This window comes from Jiangella anatolica (assembly GCF_003236295.1).
GTDB classification, from domain to species: domain Bacteria; phylum Actinomycetota; class Actinomycetes; order Jiangellales; family Jiangellaceae; genus Jiangella; species Jiangella anatolica.
The window spans coordinates 50,970-70,643 of the sequence record NZ_POTW01000004.1 but is presented as its reverse complement, the minus strand read 5'-3'; the positions used below and the strand labels follow the sequence as shown (position 1 = coordinate 70,643).

The window sequence follows — 19,674 nt, the reverse complement described above, 5'->3', positions numbered from 1 at the left end:
GGCTCCTTCCAGGACCAAGGCACAGCGTTCGAGGAACGGGGCCACACGACCCTGGAGGGACGCTAGCAACATATAGACCGTTATCTATGTGTTGTCCGGTGACGCCCTTCCGACCATCACGTGAACGCACCGCAAACGCGTCCGGCGCGACTCCGCCGGATGCCTTCCCCGCCGTCGCCCGAGGTGGCATGGTGCCGCCATGACCGCTTCCGGTGACGGCGAGGTGCTGGACGTGCTCGTCGTCGGGGCGGGGCCGACCGGGCTGGCGCTTGCCGCCACGCTGCGGCGGTACGGGGTGCGGTTCCGGGTCGTCGACGCCGCGCTCGACCGGGTGCACGAGTCGCGGGCGCTGGCGATCCAGCCGCGGACGCTGGAGGTGCTGGCCGGGCTCGGCGTGACCGGCCAGCTCGTCGCGCACGGGAATCGCACCGTCCGGCTGCGACTGCACGCCGGCCGCCGCACGGTGTCGATGCCGCTGTTCGACATCGGCCTCGACGACACCGCCTACCCGTACCTGCTGTTCCTCTCCCAGGCCGAGACCGAGCGCATCCTCGTCGACCACCTCGCCCAGCACGACATCCGGCCCGAGCGCGGCGTCGAGCTGGTCGGTATGGAGCAGCACGGCGACGGCGTCAGCTGCCGGCTCCGGTCCGCCGGCGTGGCGGCCGAGGTCGTCACCGCACGGTATGTCGTGGGCTGCGACGGCGCGCACAGCGCCGTCCGCACGCTGACAGGCATCGGCTTCGAGGGCCTCGCCTACCCGCAGACCTTCGTGCTCGCCGACCTCGAAGCCGACGGCATCGAGCCCGGCGCCGCCCACGCGTTCGTCGGCGGCCGCGGCATCCTGTTCTTCTTCCCGCTCGCCACCCCGGTGTCCTGGCGCATACTCACCATGCGCCCGCCGGATGCGCCGGCGCCGGAACGTGGTGCCGTCACGCTCTCGGAACTCCAAGCGCTCGTCGACGCTGCCACCACGTCGCCGGTGCGGCTGCACGACCCGCTCTGGGCCACCGACTTCCGGATCGCCAACCGCGGCGCCACCCGGTACCGCTCCGGACGGGTCTTCCTGGCCGGCGACGCCGCCCACATCCACAGCCCCGCCGGCGCGCAAGGCATGAACACCGGCATCCAGGACGCCGTCAACCTCGGCTGGAAACTCGGCCTCGTCGCCACGGGCCGCGGTTCCCCGGCGCTGCTGGACACCTACGAGCCCGAACGCGCACCGGTCGGACGCCGCGTGCTGCGCTTCACCGACCGCGCCTTCACCATCGCCACGTCCGCGAACCCGCTGATCCGCACCGCCCGAACCCGCATCGTCCCCGCCGTTGCGCCGCTGGCCACCCGGTTCCGGCGCATCCGCGGCTACGGATTCCGCACCCTCGCCCAGCTCGCCATCCACTACCGCCACAGCCCGCTCTCGGCCCACGGCACCCGCCGCCTCGGCCGGGGCCTGCGCCCCGGCGACCGGCTGCCCGACGCGCCCCTTAGCCGCGACGGCCGGCCCACCACACTCCACGCCGAGCTCGCCACTCCCGGCTTCCACCTACTGCTGTGCGGCCCGTCGGATCAATGGCCGGCGTCGGCCGGTGCCGACCTCGCAGCCCGCTACCCCGGCCTGCTCACGATTCACCGGCTCGGCCGCAACGACGGCCCGGACATCCTGTTCGACCCCACCGGCAGAGCAAGCCGGCTCCTCGGCACCGGCAACACCGCCGCACACCTCCTCGTCCGCCCCGACGGCCACCTCGCCCGTCGCGGCGAGGCGGACCTCAGTGGCGTCCGCGCCTACCTCCATCGCTGGATGCGTGACGCATAGCGCGATCGGCCGCCGTCCCGTGGACGGCGGCCGATCTCAGCGAGGACGGTCAGTTCGAGCTACGAACGAGCGCTCCGAGCGTGATCAGCTCCGGGCCGGCCGCCGTGCCGCAGCAGCCGCCGCTGGCGTCGTCGCCGCCGTAGCCGCCGGATCCGCCGCAGACGCCGGACTCGGGCAGCACCAGCTCGACCCGCTCGGCGGCGGCATGGTCGCCGGCGAAGGCGGCCGCGATGCTGCGGACCTGCTCGTAACCGGTCATGGCCAGGAACGTCGGCGCCCGGCCGTAGCTCTTCATCCCCGCCAGGTACACGCCGGGCTCGGGGTGCGCGAGCTCGCGGACGCCGTGCGGCGAGACGCTGCCGCACGAGTGGACGTTCGGGTCGATCACGGGCGCGAGCTTCACCGGTGCCTGCAGGGTCGGGTCGAGTTCGAGCCGCAGCTCGGACAACCAGCCGAGATCCGGACGCAGGCCGGTCAGGGCAATGACCTGGTCGACGTCGTCGATGCGCCGGCCCGCGTCGGACACCAGGGCGACCCGGCTGTCGGGCTGGACCTCGACGGCCTCGGTACGGAAGCCGGTGACGACGCGGACCCGGCCGGCCTCGACCGCGTGCCGGGCGCGCTGGCCGAGCCGGCCGCGGGCCGGAAGCTCATCGGCGTCGCCGCCGCCGAAGGTGTCGCCGACGGCACCGCGGCGCAGCACCCAGGTGACAGTGGCGCTCTCGGCCAGGGACACCAGCGCGGTGAGGGCGGAGTGTCCGCTGCCGGCGACGACGACGTGCCGGCCGGCGAACCGTTCCCGCACGACGGGGTCGGACAGGTCCGGTCCGCGGTAGCTCAGCCGGCCCGCCTCGACGGCGTTCGCCTCGCCCAGCGCCGGCAGCCCGTCGCCGCCCAGCGGGTTCGGGGCGACCCAGGTGCCCGACGCGTCGACCAGCCCGCGTGCGAGGACGCGCTCCTCGTGGCCGTCGGCGTAGCGGACGTGGACGGCGAGCGGCTCGGTGTCGCGACCCTCGTCCACGACCCGGTCCCGGCCACGGCGGGCGACACCGACGACCTCCGCACCAGAGCGGACCCGCTCCCCCAGCGTCTCCGCGAGCGGCGCCAGGTAGTCGCGCACCCACTCGGCGCCGGTCGGGTAGCCGTCACCGGCCGGGCCATCCCAGCCGCGCGCCTCGAGCAGGCGTCGAGCGGCGGGCGCCACCAGTTCCGGCCACTGCGAGAACAGCCGGATGTGCCCCCATTCCGAGACGCCGGCACCCGCACTCGCGCCGCGCTCGAGCACCAGGACCTCGATCTCGCGCTCGACCAGCTCGGCCGCGGCCGCCAGGCCGACCGGGCCGGCACCGACGACCACCACGGGGTACGCCATGACAGGACTCCTTCATCGAACTTCATCGATCGTTGCGGCCGACTCTATCGACCGGCATCGATGATGGCAACCATCGAGGTTCGTCGATAGACTCCGGTCATGACGACACTCGCGACCCGTCCGCAGGTGCTGCTCCCCACCGAGGCGGCGGCGGACTACGCCGAGTGCTTCGCCGCCCTCTCCGACCCCACCCGGGTCCGGCTGCTGCACGCCGTCGCCACCTCGAACGGCGGCATGACCGTCGGCGAGCTCACCGACCTCCTGGGCATCAGCCAGTCCACCGCATCGCACCACGTGCGCAAGCTCACCGACGCGCGCTTCGTGCACGTCTCCAAGGTCGGCACCAGCACCCGCGTCACCGTCAACGAGGCCTGCTGCACCGGCCTGCCCCACATGGCCGACGTCGTCATGGGCCTCACCACCGCGTCCCGGCCGTGCTGCCCCGACGACATCCCCGCCGACGTCACCATCCGGGCCCTCGCCGACGACGACTGGGCCGACGTGCGCCGGATCTACCGCGAGGGCATCGACACCGGCATCGCCACCTTCGAGACCTCGGTACCACCGAGCACCCGCCTCGCGGCGAAGTGGCTGCCCGGCCACCGCTGGGTCGCCGAGATCGACGGCACCGTCGTCGGCTGGACCGCCGTCTCCCCCGCCTCCGGCCGCGACGCCTACCGCGGCGTCGGCGAGACCTCCGTCTACGTCGACGCCGCCTTCCGCGGCCGCGGCGTCGGCAAAGCCCTGCTGCGCCAGCAGGTCACCTCGGCCGACGAGGACGACATCTGGACCCTCCAGACGTCGATCTTCACCGAGAACCGCGCCAGTCTCTCCCTGCACCACCAAGCCGGCTACCGCACCGTCGGCATCCGCGAGAAGATCGCCCAGCGCGACGGCACCTGGCACGACACCGTCCTCCTCGAACGGCGCCGCGCGGCCTGAGTCCCGGAACGCTGGCCGCGGATGAGAGTTTCTAGATCATCCCAGAGCTCAAGGACACCGCGCTGACGCTCGAGGCCATCCACTCAACGGGATCGGCGGGTGAAAGGAGGTGATCGAAACGAGATGACCTGGGTGGGCGATACTGGGATCGAACCAGTGACCTCTTCGGCGTGAACAAGGAAACCCGACGCTCAGCACCTTGCCCGATCCGCACTCCCCCAGTTCATGACCTCGGCTCACCCGGCCTCACGCACTATGACCCGGCCTGGCCACCAAGATCATCCCACAGATCTCCCATGATCTTGGTGTAGCACTGCGCGCAACCGATCGGAGGTCTACCCGGACCTGGGCTGGGCTCTAGGACACCACGCGGAACTCATTCGTCGGCCGTGGTCAGGTGCCACGACGCTGTACGCACGGTTGCGCTTCTCCTACCCGTCAGTTGCCTGTGCGCCGGCGTTGGCGGGCCATCTCAGCTCTCACTTGCAGGTTCGCGCCCCGCCGGGGGCACACAAACATGGGCAACCGCCGGGAGCGGGCAGCTCGTGCTCATCGAGCAGTATCAGCTCTAGCTCCGGTGCCGTTCGCGTGGTGGCGCTACCGTCGGTGTCATGCTGCTGCTGCGGTGCGCGGTCGTCGGTGTTGGCCGGGTAACGTTTCGGACGAGTGGCGAGCTGCGCGCCCTCTGCGGCGCACCGTCAGGATCGCTGTCGCGCCCGTGCCGTTACGCTTCCACGCTGCATGGTCCATAGGCGAGCTCGGGGTGCTCGGCGGCGATGCGCAGGAGTCGGTTGTATTTGGCGATTCGTTCGCCGCGGGCGGGTGCTCCGGTCTTGAGTTGTCCGCAGCCGGAGCCGACGGCGAGGTCGGCGATGAAGGTGTCGGTGGTTTCGCCGGAGCGGTGGGAGACCATCTGGGCGTAGCCGGCCTGGCGGCAGGTGTCGATGGCGTGGAGGGCTTCCGTGACGGTGCCGATCTGGTTGACCTTGATGAGCGCGGCGTTGCCGATGCGCTGGTCGATCGCGTCGGCGATGATGGCGGTGTTGGTGACGAAGATGTCGTCGCCGACGAGTTGGACCTGGTCGCCGAGCCGCGCGGTCAGGTAGGCCCAGCCGTCCCAGTCGTCTTCTGCGAGGCCGTCCTCGATGCTCCAGATCGGGAAGAACGCGAGCATCTCGGTGTACCGGTCGATCAGCTCCGACGAGCTCAGATGGGCTCCGGCGACTCGGTAGCGCCCGTCGTGGTGGAACTCTGAGGCGGCCGGGTCCAGCGCGATCATCACGCCGTCGGCGCCGGCGCGGTAGCCGCCGTTCTCGATGGCGGTGACCAGGAATCGGAGGGCGTCTTCCGGCTCGCGGATCTGCGGGGCGAAGCCGCCTTCGTCGCCCAGTCCGGTGACCTCGTGCAGGCTGTGCAGGAGCCGCCGCAGCGCCGCGTAGACCTGGGCGCCGGCGCGCACCGCTTCGGCCATGGAGGGTGCACCGATGGGGGTGATCATGAATTCCTGGAAGTCCAGCGGGTTGGGTGCATGCACGCCGCCGTTGATGACGTTGAACGACGGCACCGGCAGGCGCGGTTGCACGCCGGCGGGGGTGAGCCATCGCCACAGCTCGCGGCCGGAGGCGGCGGCGAGCGCGCGGGCGCAAGCCATCGACACACCGACGATGGCGTTGGCGCCGAGCCTGGACTTGTTCGCGGTGCCGTCGAGGTCGATCAGCGCCGTGTCGACGTTTGGGAGGCCGGTCCAGGTCCGGCCGCGCAGCAGGTCGGCGATCTCTCCGTTGACGGCCTCGACAGCGCCCTGCACGCCTTGGCCGTCGTAGCGGGCGGGGTCGCCGTCGCGGCGTTCGACGGCCTCGCGGCGGCCGGTGGAGGCGCCGGACGGCACGCCGGCCACGTCAATGCTGCCGTCGCGCAGGCCGACGGTGACCTCGAGGGTGGGGCGGCCACGTGAGTCGAGGATCTCCATCGCCCTCACTTCGGTGATCTCATGCGCCACTGCGGGCTCCAGCACCGGCCGGGCGACGGGTGGGCCGCCAGAGGTTCCCGAGGTAGATCCCGGATGGGTCGGCGCCACGGTCGTGCAGTCCGCGGAGATAACCGGCCAGTGGAGGCCTCAAATCTAGCTCGTGTAGCCGGTCCAGCGCGGTGAACCGGGGGTCCAGAGCGGGCTCCAACCGCCGAGGTGGCTCGACCGGCGGGGCTTCGGTGACCAGGAAGACGAGGTCGACGGTGCGCATGGTGCCGCCGGGTTCAGCGGCCTCCAGAACGAACGCAACGCCGACAGGGTCGACGGACAGCCCGGTCTCTTCACGGACCTCCCGGCGGGCGCACGCGATCATGCTCTCGCCAGGAAGCGGTGTGCCACCGGGCAGAACCCAGTCGGAGCCGCTGTCGTAGCCGCGGTGGACGAGTAGGACCGCCTGCTCGCGGAACAGGACCGCGGAACAGCGCAGGTCCACGGTGGTGGCGTGATCGGCCATGGTGACCTCCTCTACCGAATCGTCTGCGCGCCTGAGCGCTCGACGGTGGTGCGGTAGAGGCCATCAGCGGAAATGCTCCGCGGTCGAAGGCGAGCCTCATCGCCTGTTCTCTCAGTCTCCGCCGATGGCCGACCACTCGCAAGCCTCCCATGCAGGTGGGTTGCCCTTGACCGCGGACGGCCGATAGCGCTGTACTGAAGATCGGTGATGGATCCCGCCGGGGTCACTCGGCCCGAACCGCCTCCTCGTGAGGCTGATGGCTCCTACTCTGTGCACGGCAGCGGACCGTGTCCGGGAGGAACCGTGAAGGAGCAGGGACGCTCACTGCGGCTGTCGATCTTCGTCGGTGAGAGCGATCGGTGGCACCACAAGCCGCTCTACACCGAGATCGTGCACCGCGCCCACAAGGCCGGCCTAGCCGGCGCGAGCGTGCTCCGGGGCGTCGAGGGCTACGGCGCCACCTCGCGGATCCACACCACGCACCTGTTCCGATTGAGCGAGGACCTGCCGCTGCTGATCCTCATCGTCGACGCACCGGAACGGGTCCGCGCGTTCCTGCCGCAGCTGGACGAGCTGAACCTTTCTGGCTTGGTCGCGCTGGACGAGGTCGACACCATCCACTACGCCGTTCACCGGCACTGAATGCGCCGGGGCGACCGCAGGTGTCCAGGAACTCGTTACGGATGTAACATCTGAACGTGACGATTGATTCAGCTGACCGGCGTTGGCTGGTGGTGAGCGCCTCCACGGCTGGTGCACCCGGGACGTTACGAGTCCAGGTCTGGCGCAAGCTGCGCTCGCTCGGGGCGCTGTACCTGCAGCAGTCGACGTGCTTGTTGCCGGCACGCCCGGAAGTGGCTCGCGAGGTACGGCGCCTGGCCGACCGCGTCCGCCACCAGTCCGGAAGCATCCGGATCCTGTCCATGGCGTTCACCGACGAGGCGGAGGAGCAGGCCGTGATCGCCGAGTTCAACGCCGCTCGCGACGCCGAGTACGCCGAGGTTCTGGAACGGCTCCCGTCGCTGCGACGGGAACTGGCCGACGAACGCGCCCGCGGCCGGGCCACCTATGCCGAGGTCGAAGAGTCCGAGGCCGACCTGGAACGCTTCCGAGCCTGGCTGTCCAAGATCGCCACCCGGGACTACTTCGGGGCGTCTGGTGGTGACGTCGCTCGTGGCGCCGTGGAGGAGGCGGCCGCCGACCTGGCCGCCTTCGAGGAGGCCGCACTCAACGCCGAAACGCCCGGACCGCTGGCCGCTGCGCGCGGGCGGTCCCGTTTGCGGACGGTGCAGGAGTCATGACCGGCTCGTTCTGGTGGGATCTCGTGATCGGCCTGGGCGCCGCACTGCTGCTCGCCTGGCTGGCCCTGATTATCGCGCTCGTCATCCTTCGACCACGAGGCGGGCTGCTACGCGAGGCGGTGCGCATCCTGCCCGACGTCCTGCGCCTGATCCGCAACCTGGCTTCGGACAAGACTCTGCCTCGCGGGATCCGCATTCGACTCGGCCTCTTGCTGGTCTACCTCGCCATCCCGATCGATCTCATTCCGGACTTCATCCCGGTCCTCGGGTACGCCGACGACGCCATCATCGTCACCGTTGTCCTCCGCTCGGTCGTCCGCCGAGCCGGGCTGGATGCCGTCCGCGCCCACTGGCCAGGCAGCGACGACGGTTTCACGGCCCTAACCCGCCTGGCCGGGATCACCACACCCGTCGACGACCCGACGTAGCTGTCAAGGAAGGCTGGCGTACCGCGGGTGCCCGCCGACGTCGCCAGCGGCCAGACCGCGCATCGCACCCGGGCATCTTCAGCTGCGTGCGTCACAGCTCAGGGGGGTGGCTGGTGCTTGTTCACGGGGTGAGTGCTTGGAGGATGGTGTAGCCGAGCAGGGCGGCGCCGAGACCGGCGATGACGCTGACGGTGACGTTCATGGCGGCGTAGAAAAGTGCCCGGGTTTCGGCGAGGCGGAAGGTTTCGTAGCTGAAGGTGGAGTAGGTGGTGAGGGCGCCGCAGAACCCGATGCCGAGCAGCGCGTACATGGACGCCGGCAGCGCCGCTTCGGCGCCGGCGAGGCCGCCGAGGATGAGGCAGCCGGCGAGGTTGGCGGTGAAGGTGCCCCACGGGAACAGGCTGTCGTGGCGGGTCTGCACGACCCGGTCGGTCAGGTACCGGACGGGGGCGCCGACCATGGCGCCGGCGACCACGAGCGCGAAGGTCATGGCCGTGGTCTCCCCTCGTAGCGCAGCACCTGCACGTCGTCGAGGACGACAGTGCCCTCGGTGATCAGCTCGTCCAGTTCGGGCAGGAACGCCTGGATGGCCTCGGCGGTGTCGATGAGCAGCACGACGATGGGCAGGTCCTCGGTGAGGTCGAGGATGCGGGTCGTGTGGATCATCGACGAGGTGCCGAAACCCTCGCTGCCGCGCAGCACGGTGGCGCCGGCCAGGCCTGCTGCCCGGGCTCGTTTGACGATCTCGTGGTAGAGCGGCTGGTGGTGCCAGGTGTCGTCCTCGCCGATGAAGATCGACGCGCGGACGGCGGGGCCGGACAGTTCCATGCGGGTCACGTCCTTTCCCGGGAAGCGGTGCGCCGGGTGGCCGCACGGGTGGCCCAGACCCCGAGGACGACGGCGATCAGGGCGCCGATGACGGTGCCGGCCAGGTAGGTGGCGGCGAGCAGGACGCTGCCCGGTTGCAGCAGGTCGAGGGTCTCGACGGCGTAGGTGGAGAAGGTGGTGAACCCGCCGAGGACGCCGACGCCGAGGAAGGGCCGTATCAGCCGGTGCGCCCGCCACACCTCGATGATGGCGACCATGAGCACGCCGATGAGGAAGCAGCCGGCCACATTGGTGACGAAGGTGGCCCAGGGGAACTGCCCGGGCTGCAGTGGCCAGGCCAGGGTGAGGGCGTAGCGGGCGGCCGCGCCCAGGCCGCCGCCGATGCTGATGACGGCGAGGACGGCGCCGTGGGAGCGGACGAGTTCGTGTCGCCACGGCCGCACGCGCAGGTCGAGGTCGGGGTCGATGGCGTTGGCAACGTCGACGTCGTGGCTCACGGGTGCCTCCTACTCGGACCCAACGATACGGTCGGGGTGGTCGAGTAGGGACCGTTGGCGGCGAGGCGCCGCGGTTGTTCGCGCCGTTGCGAAGCGGCGGGCCCCACCGCCGCATCGATCGTCAATCGCAACGCCCGGCCTGGTCGCCGGGCTTCCCGGTGTGAGGGGGTTCACAGCGCCGCGTCGGGTTCGGCGCTCGATGTCGGGGTGGGTTTCGGCGACATCCCGTCATCCCCGGGTGGGGGTGCCAGGCCCTTACGGGTCCGGGCTGCCCGTCCTACCTCGACCCCTGGGGACGGGTCGGGTCGAGTGCGGGCTTCCCGCTTCGTTCCGGGCTGCCCGGCGGCCTCGGGGCTGACGCCTGGTCCACGGGCGTTTACCGTCTCCTCGGCACTCGAGGCGACGACGAGCAGGCGCGCGGTGTTGACGCGCCGGTCCAGCTGATGCCCGGCCGGGCAGGTGAACAGCTCCTGACGTGGCGGTATCGGTGTGGTTCTCACCGCACCGCACACCGAGCAGGTCCTCCCGGTCGGGGCGTGGGCATCGACGATCTGCACGGCCGATCCGTACCAGGCCGCCTTGGTCCGCAGCTGCGTTCGCAGCCGGCCGAGGGCGGCGTCGGCCAGCCTCCGGTTGCGGTCGCGGCGCACCCGGCGCGGAACATCCCGCCGCGAGCGGGCGAGTTGCTGGGCGTTCCAGCCCTCGACCACGATCCGCTGGTAGCCGTGGACCAGCCGGGTGGTGGCCTGGTGCGAGGCGTCCAGCCGCAGGTTGCCGATCCTGGCGTGCATCTTGCCGAGCCTGGCCTTGGCCTTCGCTCGTCGCCGCGATCCCGGCTGGGTCCGCGCGTGCGCCCGGCCGGCCCGGGCCAGCTTCCGAGCGGCCGCGCCCAGCGGCCGCGGGTTCGGCACGACCGTCCCGTCGGAGAGAGTCATGAGGTCGCGCACGCCGAGGTCGACGCCGACGGTGCCGCCAGCGAGCTGTCGCGCGGACGGCGTAGTACGGACAGGACGCTGGACCTGCACGGTGAGCGCGACGTGCCACCGTCCGCCGGCGTCACGGGTGACGGTGCCGCGGACCAGCCGCGCCGTCCCGGCCGTGAGCCGGCGCAGCACCTTGCGGGTCGACTCGTGCGTCTTGACCGCACCGATCTTCGGCAGCTGGACGTGGTGGGCGTCGCGGACCCTGAACCCATCGCCGTGCACCTGGAACGCCAGCCGGGTCCGCCGCTTCGACCTGAACCGCGGCCGACCCACCCGCCGGCCCTTGTGCTGCCCGTTGCGCGATGCGAAGAAGTTCCGCCACGCGCCGGCGGCGTCACGCAGCGCGGCCTGGTAGGTGCCGGCGAAGTTCTGCCCCACCCAGCCCAGCTCGTTGGCCGGGTCGTTCTTGAACACCGTCCACGCCTTGCACAACTCGAAATGCGACGGCAGCGACGTGACCGGCTCGCCGCCCGCGGCGACCTCCGCCGCGCGCGCGTCCAGCGCGCCGGCGGTGCGGGCCAGGCCCCAGTTGTAGGCATACCGGGCGGCACCGGCATGGGAGACGAACGCCCGCCGCTGCTGCGGCGTGGGGTCAAGGGCGAACGTGTACGCCTGCGTCACGGTCTGAATCTCCACCGGCACCGCGCCCACCCCCTTCCCGCTCGGCGCGAGCGTGCAGCAACGCCCAGGCGCCGGACACCGCCACCGCGCTCGCGGCGACCGCGGCCATGCTCGCCAGGACATCGGTCAGGTAGTGCACGCCCAGATAGACCCGCGACCCCGCCACCAGCAGCGCGAACACCGCGGCGACGACGGCACCCGCCACAGTCCACCGCGACGCCGACCGGTTGGCGAGGAAGATCGCCGTGACCGCGACGGCCGCGGCGATCGTGGTGTGCCCGCTGGGGAAGCTGAACCGGCTGTCCGGCGCCATCGCCCACAACCGCGCCGGCGGACGCGGTTCCGCCACGGCGTACTTGATCACCATCGTGGCCGCCGCCGAACCCACCAGCAACGCCAGCGCCGCCCACCCATCCAGCCGCCGGCGCCGCGGCACGACGAACAGCACGACGATCAGCGCAGCGGCCACCACCCCGACCGGCTCGGCGAGGTTCGTCGCCGCCCGCGCCACGCTCGTCAGGACCGGCGTGCGATAGTCGGCGACACGTGAACTGGCCCCGACGTTGGCGTCGGTAAAACGATCGGCCTGCACCAGCCACCCCGCGATCACCGTCGACGCCACCAGCGCCAGCGCTGCAGCCAGCCGCGTCCACGCGGCGGGCGGGACGGTGCGGCGCGTCAACGCCGGCTCCGATCCGCCGGCGGCGGTGGTGCGGTTCATACGCGCCGTCACGCCAGCCGGGCCAGGGCGAGACCGGCCAGGACACCGCAGGTGGCCGCGGCCAGACTGGCCACCACCTCCAACACCGCAGTACCGGGGCCGACACGGCTGTGGACCCGGACGAACCGGGCGACCAGGGCGCTGGTGAACAAGCAGTACGTCGTCAACGCGCCGGTCAGGCCGGCGGCGAGCGGGGTCATCGACGCCTCGGCCGACGGGCGGATCATCGCCGCACCGGTCAGCCCGCCCAGCAGGAGCGCGCCGGCCAGCCCGACGGTCAGGGACCGCCGCTGATGCCGGTCGGTGTCGGCCTCGGGTCGGCGGGGGCGGTCGAGCAGCAGCCGGACCAACACGCCGAGAGCCGCACCGGCCATCATCGCCAGGCTCGTCACGATCCACACACTCCCTACCCGAGACAGCATCGACTGTCAGGTAGGGACTGTTGGCGGACGGTCCGCGGTTGGGTCCGGCGAGCCCCACCGCCGGCGCCCGAAGGCTGCGCCAGATGCTACCCCATCCCGGCGCGTGCCCGTACCAGGATCCGAGATCGGTGAGACGCCACCCGGACCGGCCGGGTCAGCCGCAGCCAGACCTGCGCGAACAGCCACCCGGCCAGCACGTCGCTGGGCCAGTGCACGCCGAGCACCACCCGGCTCGCTCCTACCGTCGCCGCGACTAGCAGCGGCACCGCCCGGCGTGTGCCGGCGTCCGTCGTGAGCAGATCGACGCACACGCCAGCCGTGAGCGCGGCCATGGTGGTGTGCCGCGACGGCAGGCTGTGCCCGTCCGGGCGCACCAGCCACGCGTCCCGCGGTGGCCGGGTGCGGGCGATCTGCCCGCACGCCGCGCGCCGGACCACCATCCCGGCGACGACGGTGGCCAGCGCGGCCGCACCGCCGGCCACGTCGCCCAGCGCCCGCCGACGCCCAGACGCCCACAGCCCGGCGCCCGCCACGACCGGGTACGCGATCCGCGGCTCCGCCATCGCGCTCACCAGCCGAGCGGACGCGACGACGGGCGGCGTGCGGCGGCGCCGGACCGTCTCGACGACCTGCCGATCCCAGCGCGCTACCGGGTTCATCGCACGATCTCCGGCCCGAACCGGTGGATCAGGCCGGGCATGACGGCCAGCAGGGTGTCCTCCGCCCGGCCGTAGGCGCTGCTGCCCACCCAGATCCGGTAGGTCGCCCAGCCGTCCCTGGACGCGTGTGTGTGAGGCGTGAGCGACGCGGTGTAGGCGGGCACGCCAGCGGCACGGAAGGCGTCGAGGAGGATCATCGCGACACGTGCGTCGACGTCGAGGACAGGCGCCCACGCGTGATCGTCAAGGCCGTTGCCGTACCCGTGGGACGGGAGCCACCAGAGCCGGCCGAGAGTGGCCGGCGCGGCGACGGGCCGGAACTCGGCGCTGGTCACGGCTTCTGCCTCCCACGGCGATCAGCGCCGTCGAGGTCGGCCATCGCGGCGCTGACGACCCGCAGCCGGGCGGCGATCTCGTCCAGGAGGCCGGCGTTGCCGGCCGCGGTGCGCTCGTGCTGGATGCGGGCGGCGGCGAGTGCCTGTTCCAGCCCGGACAGATGGTGCCGTGCGGCCGTGGCCAGGGACCGGTCGAGTTCCGCGGTCGCGGTGTCCAGCCATATCTGCAGGCCGGCGCGGGCGCGCCCGAACGGTGCGGGGACGGCGCTGCTCGCCCACGCGTGAAGCTGCCGCCGCCGTCGCCGGCGGCGCAGCCGTGCCGGCAGCCGGTCGGCCAACGAGCTGGTGATGAGCTCGCGCCAACTGGTCCCAGTGGTCAGGGCGAATGACGGCGGATCAGGCAGCTGCGCGCTCGGGGTCTCACCGATCTCGGCCAGCTCGACATCGAGGACCTCCGCGACCGCCGCGCGCGCCTGCCGCAGATCGGCCGCGAGCTGCCCGAGCACGGCGCCGGCCGCCATCCGCATGGTGGTGTCCATCTCGGTGGCCGTCTGGGTGAACCACGCGTGGGCGTGGCCGGCCACCGCGGCCTGGATCGCCTGGCGGGTCAGCTCTGCTTGCCGTTCCGGTGGTGACGTCGTGCCGGCCCACCGGGTGTCCAGCAACCTGCGGGCATCGGAGAGTGCCACGGCGACCTGCTGCTCGTGGCTGGTGTCGAGCGCGGACCGCAGCCGCCGCGCTTCGCCGCGCAGGTGATCTCCCGCGCTCGTGGCCTGGTGGCGGGCGGTAGCCAGCAGCTGGTCCAGGCGGTCGATGGTGGTCGCCGCGGTCGTGGTGGGCCGGCGCAGCAGCTCCTGCTGGATCCTCAGCATGTCCAGGACCATGCGGGCCTCCCGCGCGGCGGCCCGCGCCGTGGAGGCCACGACGTCGGTCCTGCCGTGGATGTCGATCTGGGTCGCCAGCCGGGCGGTGAAGCGGCGCCACCCGGTGCCGGCGAGCGCGTGGCGGGCCGACATCGCGAAGATCGGCGCCTCCGCGACGGCACCGGCCAGCGCGTCCCGGGTGAACGTCACGATCCGGTCGACCTCGTCCGGCCGGACCAGGTCGATCTTGTTCACCACGACGGCGGCATGGGACGCGGTCGCCATCACGTCCGCGGCCAGGCCGACCTCGGCGGCCGACACCGGCGGATCCGCGGCGAGCACGAGCACGGCGAGGTCGACGGTGGCGCGTGCCCGTTCGGCCTCGGCGGTGTTCGCACGGTGGATCGACCCGGTGCCGGGGGTGTCCACCACCTGAGTGCCATCCGGAAGATAGGGCGACGGGGCCACGATGCGCACGAGGTCGACGCCGCGGCGGTTGCCCGGGTTGCCGGCCTCGCTGACCAGGCCCGCGACGTCCTGCAGGGCGATCTCGTGTGAGCGCCCGTCCAGGAAGCGCGCGCTCGCCGACACCTCGGCCCCGGCCTCGACGACGGTCGGAACGGAGGTCACCGGGAGCACACCGGTCGGGAGGAGGTCTCGGCCGAACAGGGCGTTCACCAGGGTGCTCTTGCCGCGCTTCGCCTCCCCGAGTAGGAGGACGCGCACCCTGCCGGTGCGCATCCGGGACACGGCGTCGGTAAGCGCGCTGGCCCGCTCCGGCGGCAGCAGCGCCGCCACCTCGAGCGCCGCCGACGCCACGACATCGGCGTGCAGAGGCTGGACGGTCACGACCCCTCCCCCTGGGTGTCGCCCGTGCGTGGCGTCGTGAACGGCAGCACGACCAACGTGAGCAGCATCCACGCCGCTGCGTACCCGAACGCCGCCGCCGGGGACACCGCCACGTACAGGATCCCGACGACGGCAGAGGCGAGCAGGTCGCCGCCGGCCTGGATTCCTCCGAGGACGCCGAAGCCGCTGCCGCGCAGATGGTCCGGCAGCATCCGGGCCACCATCGCTGACTCCGCGGTCTCGGCCAACCCGATCCCCGCACCCGCCAGCGCGAACACGGCGAGCAGCAGCAGCGGCGCATGCACCGGTGCGGCGAAACCGGCATACGCGACCGCGTAAAGTGCGGCCGCCGTCGTGAACACCACCCGCGGGCCGGCGCGGTCCAGCCACCGGCCCCCCAGCAGTGCGGCGGCCGCGGCCACCAGGTTGTGCCCGGCATACAACAGCACCGCCAGCGACGTGGCCGCGGTGACCGACCGGCCGTTGTCGGTGAGCAGGTCCGTGGCGCGCAGGATCAACAAGGTGGTGGCGATGTTGCCCAGCTCGAACGCGGCCACCGGCACAAGCGCCCGCCCCATCCCGGCCCGGCGCAGCGCCGCGAACTCGAACCGCCGCCGCGCCGGGCCCGTCGACGCCGGTGCCGGGCGGCGGCGCGCCTCGCGCACGGTCACGATGATCGCGCCGGCGGCGAACAGGCCCGGGATCGCCGCCAGATACATCGTCCACCGGATCCCCACCCACGCCACCAGCACCGACGCCAGCAACGGACCTGCCACCGCGCCGAGATTGTCCCCGGCCCGCTCCAGCCCGAACGCCCGCCCGAAGGCCGACCGGGGTGCGAGCGTGGCCAGCAGGCTGTCCCGGGCCGGCGAGCGCAGCCCCCGCGACACCCACGCGAACGCCCGCAACGCCCCTGCCTGCCACACCGTCGTGGCCGCGCCGATCGCGCCGGTCGCGATCGCGGTGCCCAGGTACCCGCCGGAGGCGATCCGGCCCCGGGTCGCCGGGTCGTTGGCCAGCGGCCCGCCGATCAGCTTCATCACCCCCGACAGCGCGTCGCTGACCCCCTCGATCACGCCGAGCGTGGCCGCAGAGCCGCCCAGGGTCGAGGTCAGGAAGCTGGGCAGCACCGACGTGGTCACCTCGTGCCCGGCGTCAGAGAAGAAACTCGCCGCCCCCACCCCGCCGACACCCGGGGTCAGCCACGACCGGTTGTCGGCCTCCCGGTCGCCGGCAGCGGCGGGCCAGTCCGCGGCCGGAGCGTCGTCGGTCATGCGCTCACAGCCGTCGCCGCATCGGTCCCGAAGATGCGCCGATAGGAGTCCTCGCCGTAGCTGGTCGGCAGCGGCTCGCCCGGGACGACACGGAACGTGCGCGTCTCGTCCGGGCGGCGTTCTGCGCGCAGGAACACCGTCGTCGGCGCCCGGTGCTCGTGCAGGCCGTGGGCGAGGTCGAACAGGTGGGTGACGAACACGACCCTGATGTCGTTGCCGGTCATGGCGTCGATGACGTCGCGGGCGATCTGCGAGCCCTCCCGCTCGTTCGTGGAGCCGAACGACTCGTTGCACAGCAGCAGCGCGCCGGGGGTGATCTGGTCGGCGATGTCGCTCATCCGGGCGAGCTCCTCGTCGAACTTCCCGTGCGTCATGGTGGCGTCTTCCTCCCGTTTGAAGTGCGTGAACACGCCCTGTGCGACCGTGGCTCGCAGTTGGGTCGCGGCGACGAACAGGCCGCACTGCATCATCAGCTGCGCTAGGCCGACGCTGCGCAGGAAGGTGGACTTCCCGCCCTGGTTGGCGCCGGTGACCATGACCAGGGTCGAGCCGTCGGCGTCCACGTCGTTGCCCACCACGCCATCGGTGCGCAGGGCGAGGCAGACGTCGTAGAGGCCGCGGGTGGTGAAAGCGTCCTCGCCTTGGCGCACGGGGGTGGGGAAACACACGGGTTCCCCATGGGCGGCGAGCTGGTCGCGCAGGTTGACGCAACCCAGGTAGAACGCGAGCTCGAAGCGCAACACCGTGAAGAAGCTCACCACGTGGTCCGCGTCCTGCCCGATCGCGTTGGCGGCCTCGTTGAGACCCTTGCTGCGGATCTCACCCAAAGCCTGGAACCCGGCCTCGTCGCGGTCGGGGATCTGGAACGAGTACCGCGGACCGCCTCGGCCGGACACGACGTCGAACCAGCGCCGCCGCGGCAGCCGGTGCAACACGTAGGAAACACCGCGGTTGCCTCGCCCGAGTTCCCCGCTGAACAGGGTTCCCCGGCGGAAATCCAGCTCGGCCAGGTGCTCGCCGGCTGCGGCGAGGTAGTCGTCGTCGAGCTCATCGGCGATCCTGGCGAACAGCCCGGTGAACCCCTCGGACCTGAACGCCGTGGCATGATCGTCGGCGAGCGCCCTGAGCCGGCGGACGCTGCCCATCAGCGCGGTGAGCATCTGCACCGAGCGGCTGACGACGCGTTCGGGTGTGTCGTGCCGGGTGACGTAGAAGACCTTGCGCCGGGCCTCGATCGCCTCGACCGCGACGTCATACAGCTTCCGCACCACGCCCGGGTGGTCAAGGCAGTCGGCCAGGACCCGCTGCCGGTAGGTGATCGTGTCGGGGCCGGTGAGGCTGGCCAGCAGCGTCTGCTTCGCGACGTCCCACAGGTAGCGATCGCCGCCGGCCATCGCCCCGATCAGCGTGTCCACATCCAGATCGGCGACGAGGGCATCCGCCTGCGGCGGCGGCTCCTGCGCTTCGACCTCTCGATCAGGGTGCAGCAGGAACACCTTCATCCCACTCGCCTCCGCAACGCCTCGTAGGTCAGGCCGTACTTCTCCGCCAGCGCCATCGCGTACGCGCGGCCGTCCGCGGCACGGCGCACCACCTCGAACGTCCGCCGCGCCGGATCATCGGGCACGACCATGCCGACCATGCTCACCGTGGCTTCGCTCAGCAATGACAGCTCGTCGACGAACGTCACATACACCGCCAGGCAGTCCCGATCGACGATCCGGCTCAGGATCTGAGTGCCGAGGACGAGCGCGTCCTGCAGCGTGGTCGAGGTGAAGGTCTCGTTCATCACGATGACGCTGTCGCCGGTCGCGTGGTCCAGGACGTCGTGGATGCGCACCAGCTCGTCCTCCAGCTTGCCGTGCAGCGTGTCCAGGCTCTCCTCCCGCTCGAAATGCGTGAACACCCGATCCGGGAGGAACAACCGAGCCGAACGGGCCGGAACGGGCAGGCCGAGCGCGGCCAGATAGTGGAGCTGCCCGAACATCCGGGCGAACGTCGTCTTGCCGCCCTGATTCGGGCCGGTGACTACGACAACCCGCTCCGCATCGGACAGGTCGATGTCGTTGCACACCACCTCCGATCCGGACCCGGCCAGCTTGGTCGCCAACGCCAGATCGAACGCGCCGCTCACCCGCAGCCGCTTCGACGTCGCCGAGACCTCCGGACAGCAGAACGACAACCCCGCATCGGTGAACCGACGCATATACGTCAGATACGCCAGGTAGAACTGCACCTCGCGGTCGAAGGTGGTCACGGTCTCGTCGACGAACCCCACATGGAGCCGGCAGAAGTCCGCCAGCGCGGTGAACGTCTCCGGGAACAGCCGCGCCACCCGCTCCAGGATCCACTCCTCGACGTGGTTGATGTCCTGGTAGTAGCGGAGCCTCACCCGATAGTCCGCCACCTCGCCCTGCCTGAACCTCGCGAACGTCTTCACGATCTCCGGCGTGTAGTCGGCCTGACCCTCGTAGCGGCTGACCGTCACCTTCGCACCGCGGACATGCACGCAGTACCGAACCGCCGCCAACTCGTCCAGCATGTCACCGGCATCGCGGGCCAACGCCTGGATGGCGCCAGAGCCGAGATATCCGGCCAGATGTTCCCGGAGGCCAGCCAAACCCTCCGACGCGAGCTCCACCCGGGCGAGTGCACTCCACAGGGCGGTGACGGCCTGGCAATAGAGGTCCGCGGCGTCGAGGAAGTAGCGCTGCCGCTCGTACCCACTACTGCGCTCCTGCACTGCCCGCAGATGTCTGCGCACGCGCTGCATCAATGCAGCGAACTCATCCACCACCGACCGCACATCATCACGCTCGAGGTCCTGGACAACCCGATGTCGATACTCCACGGCGTCGACATCCCGAAGCGGCTCATGGAAGAATGGCCGCAGGTCGTACTCGTCACGTCCAGCCGCGACCGCCGCCACTACCTGATCAAGGTTCAGGTCGCCGAAGATCACCGGCTCATCCCGGCGGGCACTAGCACGCGGCCGTCGGAACAGCACACTGCACACCATCGCCATGGCGCCTCCAACCGTTCGTTCAAACGGGTAGAAGCCATCAGCCACCATGGCAGTTCAGGCGGGCCTCATCGCCTACCACCAGAGTAACCGGTCGAGGCGAACCTCTAGCCGGTGATCCCCACCACAGCGCCGTGTGACCAGCCGCAACCGCGGACTCAGGAAGTCCCGGAGAGCGACTCGGCACGCATCGAGCCAGAGCGCCAGCCACGATGCTCGAACGAACCCCGTAAATCGATAACGCCGCAGGTCACACTG

At 71.3% G+C, this 19,674-nt stretch carries 20 protein-coding genes and 3 riboswitches; of the genes, 5 read left to right on the top strand and 15 right to left on the bottom strand.

Translation table 11 applies throughout. The features are described from left to right. Positions 1 to 199: 199 nt before the first annotated feature. Positions 200 to 1,816, top strand: coding sequence for an FAD-dependent monooxygenase (locus C1I92_RS02605; protein WP_111253097.1), 1,617 nt, complete (start codon positions 200 to 202; stop codon positions 1,814 to 1,816). 49 nt (positions 1,817 to 1,865) lie between these two features. On the opposite strand, the gene C1I92_RS02600 is transcribed toward C1I92_RS02605, so the two are convergent. Beyond that, complete coding sequence (locus C1I92_RS02600; protein ID WP_111253096.1) at positions 1,866 to 3,188, bottom strand: FAD-dependent oxidoreductase; 1,323 nt, start codon at positions 3,186 to 3,188, stop codon at positions 1,866 to 1,868. Between the two features lie 99 nt (positions 3,189 to 3,287). Here C1I92_RS02600 and C1I92_RS02595 point away from each other — a divergent pair, with 99 nt between their 5' ends. Next, entirely contained in the window at positions 3,288 to 4,130 is an 843-nt protein-coding gene (locus C1I92_RS02595; protein ID WP_111253095.1) for a helix-turn-helix domain-containing GNAT family N-acetyltransferase, read from the top strand. Positions 4,131 to 4,854: 724 nt separating this feature from the next. Here the strand turns inward: C1I92_RS02595 and eno are convergent. After that, complete coding sequence (gene eno, locus C1I92_RS02590) at positions 4,855 to 6,129, bottom strand: phosphopyruvate hydratase (RefSeq protein WP_111253094.1); 1,275 nt, start codon at positions 6,127 to 6,129, stop codon at positions 4,855 to 4,857. Then, positions 6,119 to 6,613, bottom strand: coding sequence for an NUDIX hydrolase (locus C1I92_RS02585; RefSeq protein WP_111253093.1), 495 nt, complete (start codon positions 6,611 to 6,613; stop codon positions 6,119 to 6,121). The genes eno and C1I92_RS02585 overlap by 11 nt, the downstream gene beginning before the upstream one ends. A gap of 47 nt (positions 6,614 to 6,660) precedes the next feature. Continuing rightward, a riboswitch (Fluoride riboswitch) is annotated at positions 6,661 to 6,726 on the bottom strand. 81 nt (positions 6,727 to 6,807) lie between these two features. After that, positions 6,808 to 6,886, top strand: a riboswitch (Fluoride riboswitch). Between the two features lie 30 nt (positions 6,887 to 6,916). Here C1I92_RS02585 and C1I92_RS02580 point away from each other — a divergent pair. Genes C1I92_RS02580 through C1I92_RS02570 form a run of 3 tightly spaced genes read left to right on the top strand, consistent with a single transcriptional unit; the run spans position 6,917 to position 8,342 of the window. Beyond that, the gene (locus C1I92_RS02580; RefSeq protein WP_199520884.1) at positions 6,917 to 7,255 is read left to right on the top strand and encodes a DUF190 domain-containing protein; all 339 of its coding nucleotides are present in this window, start codon (positions 6,917 to 6,919) and stop codon (positions 7,253 to 7,255) included. A gap of 56 nt (positions 7,256 to 7,311) precedes the next feature. After that, the gene (locus tag C1I92_RS35420; RefSeq protein WP_111253091.1) at positions 7,312 to 7,914 is read left to right on the top strand and encodes a Chromate resistance protein ChrB; all 603 of its coding nucleotides are present in this window, start codon (positions 7,312 to 7,314) and stop codon (positions 7,912 to 7,914) included. Beyond that, a complete protein-coding gene (locus C1I92_RS02570; RefSeq protein ID WP_111253090.1) occupies positions 7,911 to 8,342 on the top strand; it encodes a YkvA family protein in 432 nt (143 codons plus the stop codon). The genes C1I92_RS35420 and C1I92_RS02570 overlap by 4 nt, the downstream gene beginning before the upstream one ends. A gap of 121 nt (positions 8,343 to 8,463) precedes the next feature. On the opposite strand, the gene crcB (C1I92_RS02565) is transcribed toward C1I92_RS02570, so the two are convergent. The 12 genes from crcB (C1I92_RS02565) to C1I92_RS02510 form a co-directional block, all read right to left on the bottom strand. Beyond that, on the bottom strand, positions 8,464 to 8,832 hold the full coding sequence (crcB, locus tag C1I92_RS02565) for a fluoride efflux transporter CrcB (protein ID WP_111253089.1): 369 nt from the start codon (positions 8,830 to 8,832) through the stop codon (positions 8,464 to 8,466). Beyond that, positions 8,829 to 9,170, bottom strand: coding sequence for a DUF190 domain-containing protein (locus tag C1I92_RS02560; protein WP_111253088.1), 342 nt, complete (start codon positions 9,168 to 9,170; stop codon positions 8,829 to 8,831). The genes crcB (C1I92_RS02565) and C1I92_RS02560 overlap by 4 nt, the downstream gene beginning before the upstream one ends. Positions 9,171 to 9,175: 5 nt before the next feature. Then, positions 9,176 to 9,667: a fluoride efflux transporter CrcB gene (crcB, locus tag C1I92_RS02555; protein WP_233506831.1), complete on the bottom strand. Its 492-nt coding sequence runs from the start codon at positions 9,665 to 9,667 to the stop codon at positions 9,176 to 9,178. A 170-nt stretch (positions 9,668 to 9,837) separates the two neighbouring features. Further along, positions 9,838 to 11,271, bottom strand: a complete 1,434-nt coding sequence (locus C1I92_RS02550) for an RNA-guided endonuclease InsQ/TnpB family protein (protein WP_158563926.1) — start codon at positions 11,269 to 11,271, stop codon at positions 9,838 to 9,840. Further along, positions 11,243 to 11,992, bottom strand: a complete 750-nt coding sequence (locus C1I92_RS02545) for a phosphatase PAP2 family protein (RefSeq protein ID WP_146604994.1) — start codon at positions 11,990 to 11,992, stop codon at positions 11,243 to 11,245. The genes C1I92_RS02550 and C1I92_RS02545 overlap by 29 nt, the downstream gene beginning before the upstream one ends. An 8-nt stretch (positions 11,993 to 12,000) precedes the next feature. Continuing rightward, positions 12,001 to 12,384: a CrcB family protein gene (locus tag C1I92_RS02540; RefSeq protein ID WP_146604993.1), complete on the bottom strand. Its 384-nt coding sequence runs from the start codon at positions 12,382 to 12,384 to the stop codon at positions 12,001 to 12,003. 116 nt (positions 12,385 to 12,500) lie between these two features. Then, entirely contained in the window at positions 12,501 to 13,073 is a 573-nt protein-coding gene (locus C1I92_RS02535) for a phosphatase PAP2 family protein (RefSeq protein ID WP_111253085.1), read from the bottom strand. Beyond that, positions 13,070 to 13,408, bottom strand: a complete 339-nt coding sequence (locus C1I92_RS02530) for a hypothetical protein (protein WP_111253084.1) — start codon at positions 13,406 to 13,408, stop codon at positions 13,070 to 13,072. Before C1I92_RS02530 ends, C1I92_RS02535 begins: the two co-directional genes overlap by 4 nt. Beyond that, a complete protein-coding gene (locus C1I92_RS02525; protein WP_111253083.1) occupies positions 13,405 to 15,120 on the bottom strand; it encodes a dynamin family protein in 1,716 nt (571 codons plus the stop codon). Before C1I92_RS02525 ends, C1I92_RS02530 begins: the two co-directional genes overlap by 4 nt. Continuing rightward, entirely contained in the window at positions 15,117 to 16,394 is a 1,278-nt protein-coding gene (locus C1I92_RS02520) for an MFS transporter (protein ID WP_111253082.1), read from the bottom strand. Before C1I92_RS02520 ends, C1I92_RS02525 begins: the two co-directional genes overlap by 4 nt. Next, positions 16,391 to 17,896 (bottom strand): MutS-related protein, encoded by a 1,506-nt coding sequence (locus C1I92_RS02515; RefSeq protein WP_111253081.1) that lies wholly within the window; start codon positions 17,894 to 17,896, stop codon positions 16,391 to 16,393. The genes C1I92_RS02520 and C1I92_RS02515 overlap by 4 nt, the downstream gene beginning before the upstream one ends. Beyond that, the gene (locus C1I92_RS02510; RefSeq protein WP_199520882.1) at positions 17,893 to 19,356 is read right to left on the bottom strand and encodes a MutS-related protein; all 1,464 of its coding nucleotides are present in this window, start codon (positions 19,354 to 19,356) and stop codon (positions 17,893 to 17,895) included. Before C1I92_RS02510 ends, C1I92_RS02515 begins: the two co-directional genes overlap by 4 nt. Before the next feature lie 84 nt (positions 19,357 to 19,440). Continuing rightward, positions 19,441 to 19,501: riboswitch (Fluoride riboswitch) on the bottom strand. Between the last annotated feature and the right edge of the window lie 173 nt (positions 19,502 to 19,674).

Coding starts and splice junctions, on each gene's coding strand:
- C1I92_RS02605 (WP_111253097.1), top strand. CDS start 200: ATGACCGCTTCCGGTGACGGCGAGGTGCTGGACGTGCTCGTCGTCGGG.
- C1I92_RS02600 (WP_111253096.1), bottom strand. CDS start 3,188: ATGGCGTACCCCGTGGTGGTCGTCGGTGCCGGCCCGGTCGGCCTGGCG.
- C1I92_RS02595 (WP_111253095.1), top strand. CDS start 3,288: ATGACGACACTCGCGACCCGTCCGCAGGTGCTGCTCCCCACCGAGGCG.
- C1I92_RS02585 (WP_111253093.1), bottom strand. CDS start 6,613: ATGGCCGATCACGCCACCACCGTGGACCTGCGCTGTTCCGCGGTCCTG.
- C1I92_RS02570 (WP_111253090.1), top strand. CDS start 7,911: ATGACCGGCTCGTTCTGGTGGGATCTCGTGATCGGCCTGGGCGCCGCA.
- crcB (WP_111253089.1), bottom strand. CDS start 8,832: ATGACCTTCGCGCTCGTGGTCGCCGGCGCCATGGTCGGCGCCCCCGTC.
- C1I92_RS02560 (WP_111253088.1), bottom strand. CDS start 9,170: ATGGAACTGTCCGGCCCCGCCGTCCGCGCGTCGATCTTCATCGGCGAG.
- C1I92_RS02545 (WP_146604994.1), bottom strand. CDS start 11,992: ATGAACCGCACCACCGCCGCCGGCGGATCGGAGCCGGCGTTGACGCGC.
- C1I92_RS02535 (WP_111253085.1), bottom strand. CDS start 13,073: ATGAACCCGGTAGCGCGCTGGGATCGGCAGGTCGTCGAGACGGTCCGG.
- C1I92_RS02520 (WP_111253082.1), bottom strand. CDS start 16,394: ATGACCGACGACGCTCCGGCCGCGGACTGGCCCGCCGCTGCCGGCGAC.
- C1I92_RS02515 (WP_111253081.1), bottom strand. CDS start 17,896: ATGAAGGTGTTCCTGCTGCACCCTGATCGAGAGGTCGAAGCGCAGGAG.